Origin of the sequence: Ensifer adhaerens (assembly GCF_000697965.2) — a bacterium.
GTDB lineage: Bacteria > Pseudomonadota > Alphaproteobacteria > Rhizobiales > Rhizobiaceae > Ensifer > Ensifer adhaerens.
The window spans coordinates 3,874,360-3,892,620 of the sequence record NZ_CP015880.1 but is presented as its reverse complement, the minus strand read 5'-3'; the positions used below and the strand labels follow the sequence as shown (position 1 = coordinate 3,892,620).

General features: G+C 63.3%; 16 protein-coding genes. 3 read left to right on the top strand and 13 right to left on the bottom strand.

Translation table 11 applies throughout. From position 1 onward, the window contains the following. The first annotated feature begins 1 nt into the window (after nucleotide 1). Nucleotides 2-808, top strand: a complete 807-nt coding sequence (gene fabI / locus FA04_RS18820; protein WP_029742377.1) for an enoyl-ACP reductase FabI — start codon at nucleotides 2-4, stop codon at nucleotides 806-808. Nucleotides 809-921: 113 nt separating this feature from the next. Here fabI and FA04_RS18815 read toward each other — a convergent pair whose 3' ends face one another. Continuing rightward, complete coding sequence (locus tag FA04_RS18815; protein ID WP_034804746.1) at nucleotides 922-2,427, bottom strand: winged helix-turn-helix domain-containing tetratricopeptide repeat protein; 1,506 nt, start codon at nucleotides 2,425-2,427, stop codon at nucleotides 922-924. Nucleotides 2,428-2,566: 139 nt separating this feature from the next. On the opposite strand from FA04_RS18815, the gene FA04_RS35900 reads away from it, so the two are divergent. Continuing rightward, a complete protein-coding gene (locus tag FA04_RS35900) occupies nucleotides 2,567-2,818 on the top strand; it encodes a DUF1127 domain-containing protein (protein WP_051659694.1) in 252 nt (83 codons plus the stop codon). Between the two features lie 13 nt (nucleotides 2,819-2,831). Continuing rightward, nucleotides 2,832-4,031, top strand: coding sequence for an MFS transporter (locus FA04_RS18805; protein WP_051659695.1), 1,200 nt, complete (start codon nucleotides 2,832-2,834; stop codon nucleotides 4,029-4,031). Nucleotides 4,032-4,065: 34 nt separating this feature from the next. Here the strand turns inward: FA04_RS18805 and FA04_RS18800 are convergent, their stop codons facing one another. The 12 genes from FA04_RS18800 to rimP form a co-directional block, all read right to left on the bottom strand. Next, nucleotides 4,066-4,287: a hypothetical protein gene (locus FA04_RS18800; protein WP_029742372.1), complete on the bottom strand. Its 222-nt coding sequence runs from the start codon at nucleotides 4,285-4,287 to the stop codon at nucleotides 4,066-4,068. Between the two features lie 157 nt (nucleotides 4,288-4,444). Beyond that, entirely contained in the window at nucleotides 4,445-5,461 is a 1,017-nt protein-coding gene (locus FA04_RS18795) for a class I SAM-dependent methyltransferase (protein WP_034804749.1), read from the bottom strand. An 81-nt stretch (nucleotides 5,462-5,542) separates the two neighbouring features. Continuing rightward, nucleotides 5,543-7,696: a polyribonucleotide nucleotidyltransferase gene (gene pnp / locus FA04_RS18790; protein ID WP_029742370.1), complete on the bottom strand. Its 2,154-nt coding sequence runs from the start codon at nucleotides 7,694-7,696 to the stop codon at nucleotides 5,543-5,545. 355 nt (nucleotides 7,697-8,051) lie between these two features. Beyond that, nucleotides 8,052-8,321 (bottom strand): 30S ribosomal protein S15, encoded by a 270-nt coding sequence (rpsO, locus tag FA04_RS18785; protein ID WP_029742369.1) that lies wholly within the window; start codon nucleotides 8,319-8,321, stop codon nucleotides 8,052-8,054. A 270-nt stretch (nucleotides 8,322-8,591) separates the two neighbouring features. Beyond that, nucleotides 8,592-10,304, bottom strand: a complete 1,713-nt coding sequence (locus tag FA04_RS18780) for a sensor histidine kinase (protein ID WP_162251050.1) — start codon at nucleotides 10,302-10,304, stop codon at nucleotides 8,592-8,594. Between the two features lie 183 nt (nucleotides 10,305-10,487). Continuing rightward, on the bottom strand, nucleotides 10,488-11,423 hold the full coding sequence (gene truB / locus FA04_RS18775) for a tRNA pseudouridine(55) synthase TruB (protein WP_034804752.1): 936 nt from the start codon (nucleotides 11,421-11,423) through the stop codon (nucleotides 10,488-10,490). An 8-nt stretch (nucleotides 11,424-11,431) separates the two neighbouring features. Then, entirely contained in the window at nucleotides 11,432-11,839 is a 408-nt protein-coding gene (rbfA, locus tag FA04_RS18770) for a 30S ribosome-binding factor RbfA (RefSeq protein ID WP_029742366.1), read from the bottom strand. 79 nt (nucleotides 11,840-11,918) lie between these two features. Then, nucleotides 11,919-12,371 (bottom strand): hypothetical protein, encoded by a 453-nt coding sequence (locus tag FA04_RS18765; protein WP_034804755.1) that lies wholly within the window; start codon nucleotides 12,369-12,371, stop codon nucleotides 11,919-11,921. Next, nucleotides 12,371-15,082, bottom strand: coding sequence for a translation initiation factor IF-2 (infB, locus tag FA04_RS18760; protein ID WP_034804758.1), 2,712 nt, complete (start codon nucleotides 15,080-15,082; stop codon nucleotides 12,371-12,373). The genes FA04_RS18765 and infB overlap by 1 nt, the downstream gene beginning before the upstream one ends. 105 nt (nucleotides 15,083-15,187) lie before the next feature. Then, the gene (locus tag FA04_RS18755; protein ID WP_029742363.1) at nucleotides 15,188-15,895 is read right to left on the bottom strand and encodes an RNA-binding protein; all 708 of its coding nucleotides are present in this window, start codon (nucleotides 15,893-15,895) and stop codon (nucleotides 15,188-15,190) included. A gap of 5 nt (nucleotides 15,896-15,900) precedes the next feature. Then, nucleotides 15,901-17,520: a transcription termination factor NusA gene (gene nusA, locus FA04_RS18750; protein ID WP_029742362.1), complete on the bottom strand. Its 1,620-nt coding sequence runs from the start codon at nucleotides 17,518-17,520 to the stop codon at nucleotides 15,901-15,903. A 46-nt stretch (nucleotides 17,521-17,566) separates the two neighbouring features. Further along, a complete protein-coding gene (gene rimP, locus FA04_RS18745; RefSeq protein ID WP_029742361.1) occupies nucleotides 17,567-18,187 on the bottom strand; it encodes a ribosome maturation factor RimP in 621 nt (206 codons plus the stop codon). Nucleotides 18,188-18,261 lie beyond the last annotated feature (74 nt).

Here is an 18,261-nt window from a genome sequence, read left to right as displayed (position 1 = left end):
CATGACGGGACTGATGACTGGAAAGCGTGGCCTCATCATGGGTGTGGCCAACAACCATTCTATTGCCTGGGGCATCTCCAAGGCGCTTGCAGCGCAAGGCGCGGAACTGGCCTTCACCTTTCAGGGCGAGGCGCTGGGTAAGCGCGTCAAGCCGCTGGCGGCCGAGCTCGGTTCCGACTTCCTGCTTCCTTGCGATGTCGAAGACATTGCGTCTGTCGATGCGGTCATCGATGCGATCAAGGAACGCTGGGGCAAGCTCGACTTCATCGTTCATGCCATCGGCTTTTCGGACAAGAACGAGCTGAAGGGCCTCTACGCCGACACCTCGCGCGACAACTTCAGCCGCACGATGGTGATCTCCTGCTTCTCCTTCACCGAGATCGCCAAGCGGGCTGCCGAACTGATGGATGAGGGCGGCTCGATGCTGACGCTCACCTATGGCGGCTCGATGCGCGTCATGCCGAACTACAACGTCATGGGTGTCGCCAAGGCAGCGCTCGAGGCGTCGGTGCGCTATCTCGCCGCCGACTATGGCGTTCGCGGCATTCGCGTCAACGCGATCTCGGCGGGCCCGATCCGCACGCTTGCCGGCGCCGGCATTTCCGACGCCCGGGCGATGCTGTCCTGGCAGCAGAAGAATTCGCCGCTGCGCCGCACCGTCACGATCGACGACGTCGGCAGCTCGGCCCTCTACCTTCTTTCGGACCTTTCGCGCGGCGTGACCGGCGAAATCCACTATGTCGATTCCGGCTACAACATTACGTCGATGCCGGCACTCGATGCGCTCAGGACCGCCGACGCAGAGTGACGGCAGCGGCAAAGCCGCTGACTGACGACCCAGCTTCTATAGAAAACCCCGGAGAGACACCTCGCCGGGGTTTCTTTTTTGAGGTCGACAGGGCCCGACGGCCCGAGAAAACATCAGTCCGGAAGGCCGGCCTTGTGGAATCCGTCCACGAAGTGCGCGAGCGTCGCTGCGTCACGAAACGGCTCGGTCGTCGCCCAGAAACCGGTCGTGAAATGCGGGTTGGCGACGAGGAACAGGTCGACCTCGGCGCGTGCCTCGTCGAACCGCCCCAATTGCGCGAGGCTCGCCGCCAGGAAGCGACGCGAGCTGGTGCGGTAGGTTTCGTCCTTGCGCAGCGTCTCGACCGCGGCTTCGTAGTCTCCGGCCGCATACTGCGCCTGGCCGAGTGTCAGATAGTACCAGCTTGCCGGATAGGGGTTCAGCCGGAACGCCTTGCGAATGTGCTCCAGCCCTTCCTCGACCCGGCCTGCCAGGATCGTGATGTCGGACAATGTCGCCCAGGTGTCGGCTTCGTTCGGGTCAAGCTCGATGGCCCTGGCAAATTCCGCGTCGGCCTCGGCGAAGTTGCGCTCATAGGCAAGCAGATTGGCCAGCACCCAGCGGCAACCGGCGTCGTTGGGATCGATCGCGACGGCTTTGCGCGCCAGATCCAGGGCGATGCCGCGGGTCGGTACGATCGGCTCGCCCCAGTGCACCCACCCCATCCAGTGGTTCATGGCGAGCCAGCGATAGGCCTCGGCATAATCAGGGTCGAGCGAAACGGCGCGAGTGAGCATCAGATGCGCTTCCCGGGCGGTCTGCGGCGAATCGTCGATCAGCTTGCGCGCCCGAACGCAGAGATCATAGGCCTCGAGGCTCCTGGGGCGATTGCGTGACGGCGGGGTGCGCAGCCGACCGAGCAACGCCTCGACGATCTTGGCCGTCACCTCGTCCTGAACGGCAAAGATGTCTTCCAGGTTGCGGTCGAAGCGTTCTGCCCAGAGGTGCTCTCCGCTCAGCGCATCGACCAGCTGGGCGTTGATGCGTACGCGTCCGGAGGCGCGCCTTGCGCTTCCTTCCAGGAGGTAGCGCACGCCGAGGTCTTCGGCGATCGCGCGTACATCCATCGCCCTGCCCTTGTAGGCAAAGGTGGAATTGCGGGCGATGACGAACAGACCACCGCTCCGGGAGAGATCGGTGATCAGATCCTCCGTCAGCCCGTCCGCGAAGGAATCCTGATCGGGATCGTTGCTGAGATTGACGAAGGGCAGCACCGCGATCGAAGGCCGGCCCGGCAACGGCAGCGGCTTTCGCCCGCCTGCCAGCCGCTCGATACTGCCCATGAAACGGTAGCCGATGCGCGGAACCGTTGAAATCCACTCGCCGCCGTCGGCAGCCCGGCCGAGCAGCTTCCTGAGCTGTGCGATCTGTACGGTGAGATTGCCTTCCTCGACGGCCGTACCAGGCCAGGCCGCGTCCATCAGCTCGGTCTTGGCGAGGATTTCGCCCGGCCTTTCCACGAGCGCCGCAAGCAGCTTCACGCCGCGATGCCCGACCGCAACCGGATCATCGTTCCGCAGGAGCGTTCCCGCACCCGGATCAAGCACGAACGGACCAAAGGCAAACCGTGTATCCTGCATGCGGCGATCTATAGCCCGTTTGGAAGTTTTTGAGAACTTTTTGGAAGGGCTTAAGTACGGCACCGATCCTATTCCGCAGAATCCAACCTCCTTCAGATCGAGGGTCCCCCCGACCCTCAAAGCCGATAGCGAGGTTGTCATGAACAACGCCCCCTTTTCTCCCATTGCATCGCCTCAGGCCGCGGCGCCTGAGGCGCCGAGGAGCCCGACGCTTTCGCATTCCCCTGTCGAGACGCTGAAACGGATGGTCGCCGCCTGGCGTGAACGGAACCAATTTCACCTAGAACTCGATCGAAAGCTCAAGGGCGATCCGCATCTGATCGACGATATCGGCCTGACGCGACGTCAAGTCGAGGAGGAGCTCGCCAGGCCCTTCTGGCAAGTGCTTTGAGGTGAGCCGCGCAATGACATCGGACCAGCGACCGCCACCGGCGCCGACCCTTGGCGAGGTGATCACGACGTTCCGCGAGGATCAAGCCCCCTGGGCGGCGATGGCGGGTATCATCGCCACCGTTACCGTCTTTGCGGTGGCGCAAGGGCTCACCTATCCGCTGCTCAGCTTCATCCTGGAGCGGCAGCGAACCGCACCCGCCCTGATCGGCCTGTCGGCGGCCATGACGCCGCTGGGGTTCATCCTGTCGGCGCCTCTGATCCCGATGCTTTCGCGGCGGCTGGGCGGTGCCCGGCACGCGATCCTCTGTTCGGTGCTGGCCGCCAGCACGCTTGCCGCCATTGCGTGGACTGACGACGTCTGGGCCTGGATGCCGCTTCGCTTTCTGCTGGGCGTCTTCGCCAATCCGCTTTCCGTGATCAGCGAGACCTGGCTGGTGGCCATTACGCCCGCGTCCCGCCGGGGCCGCATCATGGGTCTCTATTCCTCCGTCGTTTCAGCCGGTTTCGCCATAGGGCCGCTGTCGCTCGGGATGGTCGGAACGGCGGGCTGGTCGCCGTTCCTGATCGGCATCGTGGCCTTTGTCGCCTGCGGCCTGATCTTGCTTGCCCTGGTGTCGCGCCTGCCGGAGATGCCGCAGGATGGGGAAGCAACGTCCGTCGCCGGGTTTTTCGCGCTAGCGCCTTTGTTGCTGTTTGCAGTCGCAACGGCTGCGGCCTTCGAGCAGACCCTGCTTTCGCTGCTTGCGGTCTATGGCGCAGCGCTTGGCAGCAATGAGGAGCGCGTCGCGCCGCTCATCACCTGCTTCATTGCCGGCAACGCGTCGTTGCAGATCCTGCTCGGGCGCCTCTCCGAACGCAGGGGATCGAGGCAGACGATGCTGTTCTGCGTGCTTTCCTCCCTGGCCGGCTGCCTGCTGCTGCCATGGCTGTTCGAAAACTGGCTCATCTGGCCGCTTGTTTTCGTCTGGGGCGGGGTGACGTTCGGGATCTATACCCTGTCGCTGATCCAGCTCGGCGAGCGATTCAGCGGCCTGACCCTGATCGCCGGCAACGCCGCCTTTGCCTTCGCCTGGGGCCTCGGCGGCATGGTTGGCTCGCCAGCAACGGGCCTTGTCATGCAAGTGACGGGACACCACGGGTTGCCGTTGTCACTCGGCCTGCTCTGCGCCGTCCTTGCGGGGGTATTGGTCGTTGCGAGAAGGCGCGGTTGAGGCGCGCCGGTCCGCCTGCCTTTTGCCGGCAAGCTCAAATCAGGACGAACAGCACGAGCAGAGCCACGATGACCGCCAGCACGACGAAGCCCGTATGGGTCCGGCGTGCCGGGTCAAGCGGCGAGCGATAGAGGCTCTGCAAGAACGACATGGGCACCTCGGAGGTCGCGCCATGTCCCTCGCCCTGCTTGATGTCCTTGGCAATAGCTTCGGCCGCATCCTCGCTCAAGGGCGGCCTGTTCACTCCCGACGTCATGGAACTCATCCTCCGGCAGTAAAACCGGGCACATGGTGAGCCGGATCTGCGACGAAGGCAACGGGCTAACTCTGACTTGCAGCCAGATGCAAAAAAGCCGGGTCATCTGCCCGGCTTTTTCCATTCTCGGATGGCGCAAAATGCGTCCTGCGGCGTCTCAGCGCTTGGCCCAGAGCACCTTGAATCGGGCGTTGCGGCAGGTCTCGCCATATTCCTTGGAATTTTCCGCCAGCACCTGCTCGTAGGGAAGGCCACGATTGGCGACCATCATCAGCTTGCCACCCTGCTTCAGCGCCTTCAGCGCCGTCTTGATGATGGCGACGCCGAGCGACGGCTCAGCCGCGTGGCCTTCATGGAAGGGCGGGTTCATGACGATGAGGTCGTACTTGTCGCGCGGCTCTTCGCTCGTCAAGTCGAACCAGTAGAAACGGGCCGGCATGCGAGGCGCGTTTGCCATCATGTTGACGCGGGCCGCCTCGAGCGCCTCGTGATCGGCCTCGAAGAGATCGACCCCCTTGGTGCCCGGTGACGCTTCAGCAAGCTTGGCTGCGAGATAGCCCCAGCCAGCGCCGAAATCGGCGGCGTGGCCATGGAAATCGTTCGGCAGACGCGACGCCAGCAGCTCGGAGCCGGCATCGATGCGGTCGTGCGAGAACATGCCGGGCGACGCCTCGAACAGACCGTCGACGCGTACCGGCACCTTGGCAAGCTTTTGCACTGCGTCGGTGACATCTTCCGGGCGGGTGAACCAGAAGGCGACGCCGTGATACTTCGGCAGATGGTCGCCGTCCCATTCGAACTTGGCGATGCGCTTCTTCAGCGACTGGATGCCGTCTTCCTTGCCGCCGGCAACGACGATCAGACCGCCCTCGCGCGTGCGCTTCAGCGCCTCGGCGATCCGGTCTTCGTTCTCGCCCTTGTGCTTGCCGCAGAGGATCAGCGTGACGTCGTAGTCCTCGCCGGTGATTTCAGGCGCCACGTCGGCGCGGGCGGCTTCCAGGGCGCGATAGAGCGGCCGCAGCGGCTGCACCGCCGAGATCGACGCCTCGAAGCCCTGCGGCAGCCTGTAGCCCGCCTCGGCGCCGAGGAACAGCACGCGCTCGCTCTCGCCCGGCGGGTCGATCACGCCGCTGTCGAACGGGTAAAACAGGGTCTTCAACGAATCTCGGCTCATCGGTCTATCCGTCATCTTCCTACAAGAAAGGGGCGCGGAGCGATCCGCCCCGCGCCCCGAATGCATTCGGGTGAAGCGCGCTTATTCAGCGGCTTCGCCGTCGCCCTTCTTTTCAGACTTTTCGGCAACGATTTCCTTGCCGGTGGCTTGGTCGACGACCTTCATCGACAGGCGAACCTTGCCGCGCTCGTCGAAGCCCATGAGCTTGACCCAGACCTTGTCGCCTTCCTTGACGACGTCGGTCGTCTTGGCGACGCGCTCGGAGGCGAGCTGCGAGATGTGGACGAGACCGTCACGGGCACCGAAGAAGTTGACGAAGGCGCCGAAGTCGGCGGTCTTCACAACGGTACCTTCGTAGACCTGGCCGACTTCCGGTTCGGCAACGATCGAGTGGATCCACTTGCGGGCCGCTTCGATTTCCTTGCCGGACGAGGAGGCGATCTTCACGGTGCCATCGTCTTCGATGTTGATCTTGGCGCCGGTCTTTTCGACGATTTCGCGGATGACCTTGCCACCCGAACCGATGACTTCGCGGATCTTGTCGACCGGAATGTTCATGACTTCGATGCGCGGGGCGAACTCGCCGAGCTGGCCACGGCTTTCGGAAATGGCCTTGGCCATTTCGCCGAGGATGTGGAGACGGCCGCCCTTGGCCTGGTTGAGCGCGATGCCCATGATCTCTTCGGTGATGCCCTCGATCTTGATGTCCATCTGGAGCGAGGTGATGCCGGCGTCGGTACCGGCAACCTTGAAGTCCATGTCGCCGAGGTGGTCTTCGTCGCCGAGAATGTCGGAGAGAACGGCGAAGCGCTCATCTTCCTTGATCAGGCCCATGGCGATACCGGCAACCGGCTTTGCGAGCGGAACGCCGGCGTCCATGAGAGCGAGCGAGGTGCCGCAGACGGTGGCCATCGAGGACGAGCCGTTGGACTCGGTGATCTCGGAAACGACGCGCAGCGTATAGGGGAACTGCTCGGCTTCCGGGAGCATCGGGCGGATAGCGCGCCAGGCGAGCTTGCCGTGACCGATTTCGCGGCGGCCCGGGGAGCCCATGCGGCCGGTTTCGCCGACCGAGAAGGGCGGGAAGTTGTAGTGCAGCATGAAGCGTTCTTTGTACATGCCGGTCAGGCTGTCGACGTACTGTTCGTCTTCGCCGGTGCCGAGCGTGGCAACGACGATCGCCTGCGTTTCGCCGCGGGTGAACAGCGCCGAACCGTGGGTGCGCGGCAGAACGCCGACTTCCGACACGATCGGGCGAACGGTTTCCAGATCGCGGCCGTCGATGCGGCTCTTGGTGTCGAGGATGTTCCAGCGAACGATCTTGGCCTGCAGGTGCTTGAAGACGGCGCCGATTTCTTCGGCCGAATGGGCTGGGTTCTCGATGCCCTCAGGCAGGAAGTGTGCCTTCACCTTGGCCTTGACGGCGTCGACGGCAGCGTAACGGGCAGCCTTCTCGGTGATCTTGTAGGCGTTGCGCAGCTCGTCTTCGGCAAGCGAGAGCATGGCGTTTTCGAGAGCGGAATGATCTTCGGCTTCGAATTCGCGCGGCTCCTTGGCAGCGACTTCAGCGAGCTTGATGATGGCGTCGATGACCGGCTGGAAGCCCTTCTGACCGAAGACGACGGCGCCGAGCATGACGTCTTCCGGCAGTTCCTTGGCTTCAGATTCGACCATCAGCACCGCTTCCTGGGTGCCGGCGACGACGAGGTCGAGGGTCGATTCGTCCATCTCGTCGAGATGCGGGTTCAGAACGTACTGGCCGTTGATGTAGCCGACGCGCGCGCCACCGATCGGGCCCATGAAGGGGATGCCCGACAGCGTCAGCGCTGCAGAAGCGGCGACCATCGACAGGACGTCGGGGTTGTTTTCGAGGTCATGCTGCATGACCGTGACGATGACCTGGGTGTCGTTCTTGTAGCCATCGGGGAAGAGCGGACGGATCGGACGGTCGATCAGGCGCGAGACGAGCGTTTCGTTTTCGCTCGGACGACCTTCGCGCTTGAAGTAGCCACCCGGGATCTTGCCGGCGGCGTAGGTCTTTTCCTGGTAGTTGACGGTCAGCGGGAAGAAGTCCTGGCCCGGCTTCGGCGACTTGGCCGAAACGACGGTGGCGAGAACGACGGTTTCGCCGTAGGTGGCGAGAACGGCGCCGTCAGCCTGACGGGCGATCTTGCCGGTTTCGAGCTTGAGCGGACGCCCAGCCCATTCGATTTCAACCTTGTGGGTATCGAACATGTTCTGTCCTTCGTGTGCGGCGGACCTCTCCGCGGCTGTTACAGCGCGGGCGGTCGAAGGGCCGCATGAAATGGCGCATCACGGGCAAGACAACGGGAGGCTTCACGCTATAATCGGCTGTTTTCCGCTTTGCCCGACCATCCGCTTTCAGCGGCGTTTCCGACAAGCAGGGGCCGAAGCATCCTGCAATCCTGCCCCATGACGGGCCATCGGTTGATCCGCGATACCGGCCCATCCGGCTCGCTGGATTCTCTCGTTTAGCCACGTTTCCTATGCGGCTGGAGAGTTTAATCGTCGAGCGTTCAACGCTCCATAAAAAAGCCGGCGGGCCGCAAAGACCCGCCGGATAAGTCGCTTAGCGACGGATGCCCAGGGCACCGATCAGCTTGGTGTAGCGCGCTTCGTCTTTCTTCTTCAGATAGTCGAGGAGCGAACGACGGCTGGAAACCATCGCGAGCAGACCACGGCGGGAATGGTTATCCTTCTTGTGGCCCTTGAAGTGTTCGGTCAGGTTGTTGATCCGTTCCGTCAGGATAGCAACCTGGACTTCCGGAGAACCGGTGTCGCCTTCAACGGTTGCAAATTCCTTGATGAGCTGAGCCTTACGCTCTGCAGCAATCGACATCGGATGATCCTTTCGATTTCGAGGATTTCGGGACGCCGTCAGCCGGGATGTCGTCCAGCTGCGGCCGTGAATGCAACGGGCATGCGCCTTTTGCTGGCGTGCCTATAAACGAATTGGATGAAAAAGGAAAGGGTCATGGACCGGCGCCCGGGAGGGCCGGCGGAAGGCCTCAATTGCCGGTCGGGAACGGGTGCATCGGCGGCGATTTCATTCGGCCGCGATCGGGAGGAGTTCGGCCCCGATCGAGGGAGAAAAAGTGACGGCGGCAGGTCATGGCACGTCATCCCCTTCGGCCGGTCGCGGCACGGTGATCCGCCACTCGATGCCGTCGGCATGCATCATCCGCTCGAGCCCCGCATTCAGGGCCATGCCGAGCATGCGTTCGAGCACGAGCGTGCCAAACCCCTTGCGGATCGGATCTGAGGGCTTGCCCGCGAGATCGGCCCCCTCCTCCCGCCAGCGTATGGCAATGCCCTCATCCTCCAGCGACCAGCTCAGCTTGACGACGCCTGAGGTGTTGGCGAGCGCGCCATATTTGGTCGCATTGGTCGCGAGCTCGTGCAGCGCCATGCCGAGTGTCTGGGCGATCTGGGTCTCGAGCCGCAAAGGCGGGCCGGACAGGATCACCCGCCTCGGATCGTCAGGCGTGAATGGCTGAAGCTGGTTCTGGGCCAGTTCCCGGAAATCGACCCCTTGGGCGGCGTTGGCGATCATAAGGTCGGTGGAGCGGGCGAGCCCGGCGATGCGCTTGCGGAAACTGTCGGCGAAATCAGCGGCACTCTCGGCCGAATAGACCGACTGGTTCAGCATGGACTGGATCACCGTCAGCTGGTTCTTCGAGCGGTGCGCCACCTCGCGCATCAAGAAACGGATTTCGCTCTCCGCCTTGGTGCGCGCGGCCGCCGCACGGGCCAGAGCTGCCGAGACCTGTTCGACCTCGGCGATCATATGCGGGCGCGGCTCGATCCGCTCGCCGGCGCCAAGGCGGCGGGCATCCTGCGCCACGAGCTTGACGCCCTGCGACAACAGCCGCGCGATTGCCAGCGAACCGGCGATCGCGATGCCGGCAAAGATGATGCCGCCGAGCGAAAGCCACAGGAACGACCAGACGGCCGGAGCATCGACGATCGCCCGCGGTGCCCAGGCGATGATCCGCCAGCCGGTGATCACCGAGAATTCGGTCGCCACCCGGTACTCCGTGCCGTTCTCCTTGATGTTGCGAACGCCGATGCTGATCGCCGGAACCTTGTCGAGGAAGAACGGCTCCCCGGCCTTGACCGCCGCGTCCGAGGAGATGATGACCTTTCCCGCGCCGTCGACGAGGGCCGCGTTCCAACCAGGCGACAGCGTATCGCGGTTGACGGCCTTGGCCATGTTCTCGGCGTTCTGCGTCAACGCCAGCAGATACTCCTCACCGGTCGAGAGTTTTGCCGGCAGATAAACGTTGAACACCCATTTTCCGGCGGTCTTGCCGAAGAAGACGTTGGAGACGAGCGGCGCGCCGCTATTGGTGAAGGCGCGCTCGATGGAGTCCGCATCCGACCCCTTGCCAAGCTCAGTGCCGAAGGGGACGCGGGTGTTAAGCCGCTGCTCGTGCTTGCGATCCATGACGATCAGGTAGGAATCCGTCTGCGCGAGCGCCGTCGAGGCTCTCTCGTAGAAGGCTTGCAAATTGTCGTCCTCAATCGCCCGCGAGGTCGACAGCACCTTCAGCGTCGTCAACATGCCCTCGATATCGCGCTCGACGATGCGCGTCACCGATCCGGTCGAGGCCTGCAGCAGCGAGGTGATGACCTGTTCCTGCGCGTCGACGCTGCGCTTCAGCACGACCAGCGAGAAGATGAAGGCCGGAACGATGGCGACCAGCAGCAGCGACGTCAGATAGAAACTGAACGGGCGGGTCAGCCGATGACGGGCGCGATCAACCATCGCCGCCAGGCCATCGCTTGCCCTGCGCTTTCCTTCCTCCGTCACACCGGTCACCTGCAACGTCCCTTGCGGTTCCCTGTCGGCGGCATCAACGCCTTCGGCGCACGCCGCCGCAAGCGGCGCAACCGCCAAACGGCAACGAAACGCGATACGGAAACGGAATCACCTCGGATGGACTGGGAACCCATGCCGGGATCATGCGTCAAGGATAAAGCAAAGGCAAATGGTTCCGGGTGCTTAGCTTCCGGCGAAGACGCGCTTGGGGCGGAATTCGCCCTCGGCGATCTCACCGATCGCGACCAGCTTGCCGCGCGCCGTGGCATAGGCCTCGGGCGTCGCCAGCGGTGCGTCGCGGCCGCGCAGGATAATGGGATTGCCCATCCTCAGACGGTGCGCCTGGTCGTCATTGACAGGCACGTGCGGCAGGCTGGAAAGCGCCTCGCCGGTCTCGATCAGATAGGCATCGAGTGCCGCCAGACGTTCCTGGTCGTCCTCGATCTTTTCCAACGCCACCAGGTCGGCAAGCGGCACCATGTCCTCTTCGCCGAAGGGCGCGACGAAGGTGCGGCGCAGCGACGCGATGTGGCCGAAACAGCCGAGGTCGCGGCCCATGTCGCGGGCGAGTGAGCGCACATAAGTGCCCTTGCCACATTCGATTTCGAAGTGGGCCAGGTTGGGTGCGGCACCCAGCAGAGTCAGCCGGTGGACCTCGACCTCGCGGGCCGGGATTTCGACCGTCTCGCCGTCGCGGGCGAGATCATAGGCGCGCTCGCCATCGATCTTGATCGCCGAGAACTGCGGCGGCACCTGGCTGATGACGCCGGTGTATTTCGGCAGAAGCGCGCGGATTGCCTCTTCGTTCGGCCGTTCGGCCGAGGAATGGGTTACTTCGCCTTCGAGATCGTCGGTGGAGCGTTCCTCGCCCCAGGCGACGGTGAATTCGTAGATCTTGCGGCCGTCCATGACGTAAGGAACGGTCTTCGTCGCATCGCCAAGCGCGATCGGCAACATGCCGGAGGCCAGCGGATCGAGCGTGCCGGCATGGCCGGCCTTCTGGGCCTTGAACAGCCACTTGATCTTCGAGACAGCTTCGGTGGAGCCGAAGTCGAGCGGCTTGTCGAGGATCAGCCAGCCCGAGATCGGGCGGCCCTTGGGCTTACGCGGTTTGGACATGAAATCTACTATTCTTCGTCTTCGCTGGTCTGGTCGAGATCGCGGCTAACTTCCGGCGAACGCAAGAGCTCGTCGATCTTCTTGTAATTGTCGAAGCTCGTATCGTCGCGGAAACGAACGTCGGGCATGTATTTCATCTGTCGCAGCTGCGGGCCGAGGCGGCCGCGAATGTACTTGGCATTGCGGTTGAGCGCGTCGATGACCTCGGCATGGTTGGGCACGCCAAGCGGCGTGACATAGGCCGTGGCGATCTTCAGATCCGGTGACATGCGCACTTCCGAAATCGCGATGACGGTCTTCTCGATCACCGGATCGCGGACCTCGCCGCGTTGCAGAACCTGGGTGATGGCAGCGCGCACCTGTTCGCCGACGCGCAGCATGCGCTGTGAGGGGGCAGAGGATGTGGCTTTGCTCATGGTCGTTGCTTTCCAAGGTATTGCGCCCGCTCGGGGCGGCAAACCGTTTTACTCTTCAGCGTAATATACCTTCCGTGCCTCAGGCACGGGTAGCTCTGATTGCCTGCGCCCGCTTTCTTCGACGCAGTCCCAGAAAGACGCCCGTAGCCGTCAACACGAGCGCGGACAGCAATTGGATCAGTTCGAACTGCGGATGTGCGCAACCCTCATTGATGGCCGACTGCCATACCTGGTGCTCGGCATCTCCCCAGGACATGATGGCCACCAGGAGGAGGAGGCCGCCGAGAAGGCTCCCGACCCAAAGCAGCGCCCGAAGGCGCAAAACCGCTGAACCGGTAACCAGACAGAAAAGCGCCGCCAGGCCGACCCAATTGGTCAGAAAAGCGGCCACCTCGTTGAGAACCGAGAATTTCTGACCATCCCATTCGGGATAGATCTTGTCGCAGACTTCCGCGAAGACCGGCGTCCACCAAAACGACACAACAGCGGCCAGGGCCGCCGTTGTGCAGATTTGCCGGGCTTTCAGGCCCATTAGAGCGTCCGGGTGATATGCTCGACGCGGAAGCACTCGATCGTATCGCCGGCGCGGATGTCTTCGTAGTTCTCGAAGGCCATGCCGCATTCCTGACCGACATTGACTTCCGAGACTTCGTCCTTGAAGCGCTTGAGGGTCTTGAGCTTGCCTTCGTGGATAACGACGTTGTCGCGAACCAGACGGACACCGACGCCACGCTCGACCTTGCCTTCGGTGACGCGGCAACCCGCGACCTTGCCGACCTTGGTGATGTTGAACACCTCCAGGATCTCGGCGTTGCCGAGGAAGGTTTCGCGACGCTCCGGCGAGAGCAGGCCCGACATCGCCGCCTTCACGTCATCTACCAGATCGTAGATGATGTTGTAGTAGCGGATTTCGATGCCGGCACGCTCGGCGGCCGAACGGGCCTGCGAGTTGGCGCGGACGTTGAAGCCGATGATCGCGGCGTTCGATGCCTCGGCGAGCGAGATATCGGACTCGGTGATACCGCCGGCACCCGAATGCACGATGCGCGCACGCACTTCGTCGGTTCCGAGCTTGTCGAGAGCACCGGCGATCGCTTCGATCGAACCCTGCACGTCGCCCTTGATGACCAGCGGGAACTCCTTGAGACCGGAGGTCTGGAGCTGGGTCATCATCTGCTCGAGCGAACCGCGCGAGCCGGACTGACGGGCAACCTGCTTCTCACGGGCGAGACGCTGGCGGTACTCGGAGATCTCGCGAGCACGGCTTTCGTTCTCGACGACGGCGAACTTGTCGCCGGCTGCCGGCGTACCGGACAGGCCGAGAACCTCGACCGGCATGGACGGACCGGCTTCCTTGACGTGTTCGCCCTTGTCGTTGACGAGCGCGCGCACACGGCCCCACTGATCACCGGCGACGATGATCTGACCCGGACGCAACGTGCCCTTCTGAACGAGGACGGTGGCAACCGCACCGCGACCGCGGTCAAGCTCGGCTTCCACGACCGTACCTTCGGCCGTCCGGTTCGGATTGGCGCGCAGGTCGAGGATTTCCGCCTGAAGCAGGATCGCTTCGAGCAGCTTGTCGAGGTTGGTGCCGTTCTTGGCGGACACTTCCACGTCGAGGACTTCACCGCCCATGGATTCGACGAAGACTTCGTGCTGCAGCAGTTCGGTGCGAACCTTCTGCGGATTTGCCGACGGCTTGTCGACCTTGTTGATCGCCACGATGATCGGAACACCGGCCGCCTTGGCGTGGTTGATCGATTCGATCGTCTGCGGCATCACGCTGTCGTCAGCCGCAACCACCAGGATCGCGATATCGGTCGCCTGGGCACCGCGAGCACGCATGGCGGTGAACGCCGCGTGGCCGGGGGTGTCGATGAAGGTGATCTTGTTGCCGTTCTGCTCGACCTGGTAGGCGCCGATGTGCTGGGTGATGCCACCGGCTTCGCCGGCCACCACGTTGGCGTGGCGGATCGCATCGAGCAGCGAGGTCTTGCCGTGGTCGACGTGACCCATGATCGTGACGATCGGCGGACGCGGTTCCATTTCTTCGTCCGTGTCCGAAACGTTGAAGATGCCCTCTTCGACGTCGGATTCCGAAACGCGCTTGACCGTGTGGCCGAATTCGCCGGCGATGAGTTCGGCCAGGTCGGCATCGATCAGATCGCCGGGCTTCATCATCTGACCTTCCTTCATCAGGAACTTGATGACGTCAACGGCGCGCTCAGACATGCGCTGCGACAGCTCCTGAATGGTGATGGTCTCGGGCAGGATGACTTCGCGCGAAATCTTCTCGCGGGTTTCCTGCATCTGGCTGCGCTTGAACTTCTCCTGGCGGCGACGCATGGCCGACAGCGAACGGGCGCGCTGGCCGCTATCCTCGTCGGCAGCGGTGGTCAGTGTCAGCTTGCCCTGGCGGCGGCCGTCGTCGCCCTTCGGGCGGGCCGGAACCTTGGCAGGCTCGGGACGCACGACCTTGCCGCGCGCCGGACCTGCGCCGGGACGCGGACCACGATCGTCATCCTTTTCGTTGTCGACCTTACGGCCGCGCAGTGCGCCGGCCGGAGCCGGGGTCGGAAGTCCACCTGCCTGGTCGGCGGGCCGTCCTGCCTGCGGGCGGCTGTCAACGCGACGCTCGGTGGAAGCCGGTGCGCGAGCAGCCACGGGGCGCTCTTCAACAACCTCTGCGGCCTTAACTTCGGCTTTGGCTTCGGGCTCGGCCGCCGCGCGGGCTGCTTCCTCGGCAGCGCGGCGTGCGGCTTCTTCCTTCTCCTGCTGGAGACGCGCTTCTTCCTCACGCTTGCGGCGTGCTTCGTTCTCAGCGCGGATGACCGCTTCTTCGGCGTCCCGGATCTGGGCTTCGGCCAGAGCACGGCGGCGCGCATCGATCTCACCGGCGGATAGCTGGTTCAGAACGACACCGACGCGCGGACGATTGGCCTGGTTGGCTTCCTGACGCGTCGAATGCTGCTGCGGCTGCGGTGCCGGGCGACCCGAAGGCTGCGGCTGAGCCGGGCGCTGATCGGCCGGGCGCGCAGCGGGAGCTGCAGCAACCGGTGTGATCGGACGCTCGTCCTTGGGGCGGTGGAAGGGGCGTTTCTTGGTTTCGACCACGACCGCCTTGGTGCGGCCACGGCCCATGTCCTGACGCACGGTCCCCTGCGAAACCCCGTGGGGCTTCAGGGTCAGCGTCTTCTTGCCCGCTGCGCTGCCTGTCTTGTCGTCGTTGTTGTCGGTCATTCCGTTCCGTTCCTAGCGATCAGGGCCGGATGCGTATCACCTGACCCTGTCTTCCAAATTGTCTCAAACAATGTACGCGATGCCAGACTGTGCCGGTGACGCGGGTCATTGCTGTGGCTTGCCAGCGCCGCCGTCGGCCCGGACCGGGACGGATCCTCGGTACTTTTCGAGCATGATTGCGCGCTTCACTACACCTTCACCCGCCTGCCCTGCAAGCGCTGCGGCATGGATAAAAGCATTACTTCCTAAAAGGCCCTCCATTTCCGCCCCGGTGAAGGGACGGAACGAAGGTATTTCCATTTCATCGTCGGCCACAAAGCTCATCGCCTTGCGGGCCTGGTCTATCTTGCGCACGCCGTCGGCCGCAGCGTCGGACGCGTGAAACACGGCGAGTGCCGCCAGTCCCCTGACGGCCTGCTCCGTCTTCGTTGCGCCGGAGATGAACTGGGCCGCCTTGCGCGCCATGTTCATCATTCCGGCCAGTTGCTCGGCGAGCAGCCGGTCGACATCGTCGGCGAGCGTCGCGTCGGCCTTGACGTCCGCCTTCAGGGCGCGGGCGAAGAACTTCTTCGCCACCGCCTTCTCAATCAGCGCCCGCTCGGCCTTGACCCAGCAGCCGCGCCCCGGAAGCTGACGCTTCAGATCGGGAACGACGCGACCGTCTGGCCCAGCCACGAAGCGGATCAACTCGTCTGGCGAACCGCTTTCACGGGTGACGATGCAGGTCCGCGTGCTGCCGTTGCGATCCTTCGGCCCCCCATCCGTGGGCAGGGCGTCCGAAGGCAGGCTGTCGGCATGATCAGAGGCGATCATCGTCCTTAAGCGTCCTGCTCGGCGCCTTCGGCAACGTCGATCGGCTCTTCACCTTCGACCTCTTCGCTTGCCAGGTCCTCTTGCGTGATCCAGCCGGCTGCGAGGCGGGCCTGAACGATCATGGCTTCGGCTTCGGCGCGCGAGACGTCGAACTTCGAGAAGGTGCCTTCGAAACGCTTGGTCTCGCCGTCCTTGCGTTCGCTCCAGCCGACGAGATCGTCAGCGGCGCAACCAGCAAAGTCCTCGACCGTCTTGATGCCTTCTTCGCCCAGCGCAACGAGCATCTGGCTCGTCAGGCCGTCGATTGAGCGCAGTTCGTCGGCAACGCCGAGTTCGCGGCGCTTGGCATCCATTTCCGCCTCGATCCGGTCCAGGTACTCGCGAGCGCGGGTCTGGATTTCGTTGGCGGTCTCGTCGTCGAAACCGTCGATCGACGCAATTTCGTCGAGATCGACATAGGCAAGCTCCTCGACGGCGGCAAAGCCTTCCGAAGCCAGCACCTGACCGACCATTTCGTCGACGTCGAGCGCATCCATGAAGAGGTTGGTGCGCTCGGTGAATTCCTTCTGGCGGCGTTCGCTCTCTTCCTGCTCGGTCAGGATGTCGATATCCCAGCCGGTCAGCTGCGAAGCGAGGCGAACGTTCTGGCCGCGTCGGCCGATGGCGAGCGACAGCTGCTCGTCGGGAACGACCACTTCGATGCGCTCGGCGTCTTCGTCGAGAACGACCTTGGCGACTTCGGCCGGCTGCAGCGCGTTGACGATGAACGATGCCGGATCCTGCGACCACGGAATGATGTCGATCTTTTCGCCCTGCAACTCGCCAACGACGGCCTGAACGCGCGAACCGCGCATACCGACGCAGGCGCCGACCGGATCGATCGAGCTATCGTTGGAGACGACCGCGATCTTGGCGCGCGAACCCGGGTCGCGGGCAACCGACTTGATCTGGATGATGCCGTCGTAAATTTCAGGCACTTCCATGGTGAAGAGCTTCACCATGAACTGCGGATGGGTACGCGACAGGAAGATCTGCGGGCCGCGCTGTTCGCGGCGAACGTCGTAGACGAAGGAGCGGACGCGATCGCCGTAGCGCATGTTTTCGCGCGGGATCATCTCGTCGCGACGGATGATGCCTTCGCCACGGCCGAGGTCGACGATGACGTTGCCGTATTCGACGCGCTTGACCGTGCCGTTGACGATCTCGCCGACGCGATCCTTGAACTCGTCGAACTGACGGTCGCGCTCGGCTTCACGCACCTTCTGCACTATGACCTGCTTGGCCGACTGGGCGGCGATGCGGCCAAAATCCATCGGCGGCAGCGGGTCGGCGATGAAGTCACCGAGCTTGGCGTCCGGATTGCGATCGCGAGCAAGCTCGAGCGGGATCTGCGTGGAGTAGTCGTCAGCCTTCTCGACCACTTCCAGAAGACGCTGCAGGCGGATTTCGCCAGTCTTGGAGTTGATGTCGGCGCGGATGTTCGATTCCGACCCATAGCGCGAGCGGGCGGCCTTCTGGATCGCGTCGGCCATCGCGGCCAGAACGATCTCGCGGTCGATCACCTTTTCACGCGCGACAGCATCCGCGATCTGCAGAAGCTCGAGCCGGTTAGCACTGACTGCCATGTCTTGTCTCCGTTGGGTTGCAGGGGGCTTTCAAGCTCCGCCCGACTTATTCCTCAATAGGTGAATCTTCGTCTTCGAAATTCTCGTTCGCGGCACGCGCAGCCTTGGCCTTCTTGTCGGCCGTCAGCGCATCGCGGATCAGATCGTCGGTCAGGATCAGCCGCGCTTCGGAAAGCGTGGTGAACGGGATCACGACGACGGGCTCCTCGCCATAGGCCACCTGGTCGCGCTCAAGCCGGAAACCGTCGTCATCGACAGAAACGATCTTGCCGCGGAACCGCTTGCGGCCATCGACCAGAACCGACGTCTCGCATTTCAGCAGGTGACCCTGCCAGCGGAAGAAGTCGGACTTGCGCACCATCGGGCGGTCGATGCCCGGCGACGACACTTCGAGATGATACGCCTTGTCGATCGGATCTTCCACATCGAGCACCGGCGAAATGGCCTTGGAGATCTCTTCGCAGTCCTCGACGGTCATGGTGCCGTCGGTGCGCTCTGCCATGATCTGCAGCGTCATGCCGTTCTGGCCCGACATGCGCACCCGCACGAGCTGGTAGCCCATCGGCACGATCACCGGCTCGATGATGTCGGCGACGCGCTGGTCGAGACCGGTTTCGGTGATCAGGCGGGGTTCATTTGCATTTTCAGCCGTTGTCGTATCGGACAAACGATCATCTCCTCATCGGACCGGCTAATAAAAAAGAGCGGGTCCTGACGGGCCCACTCTTCATCTACCGATCA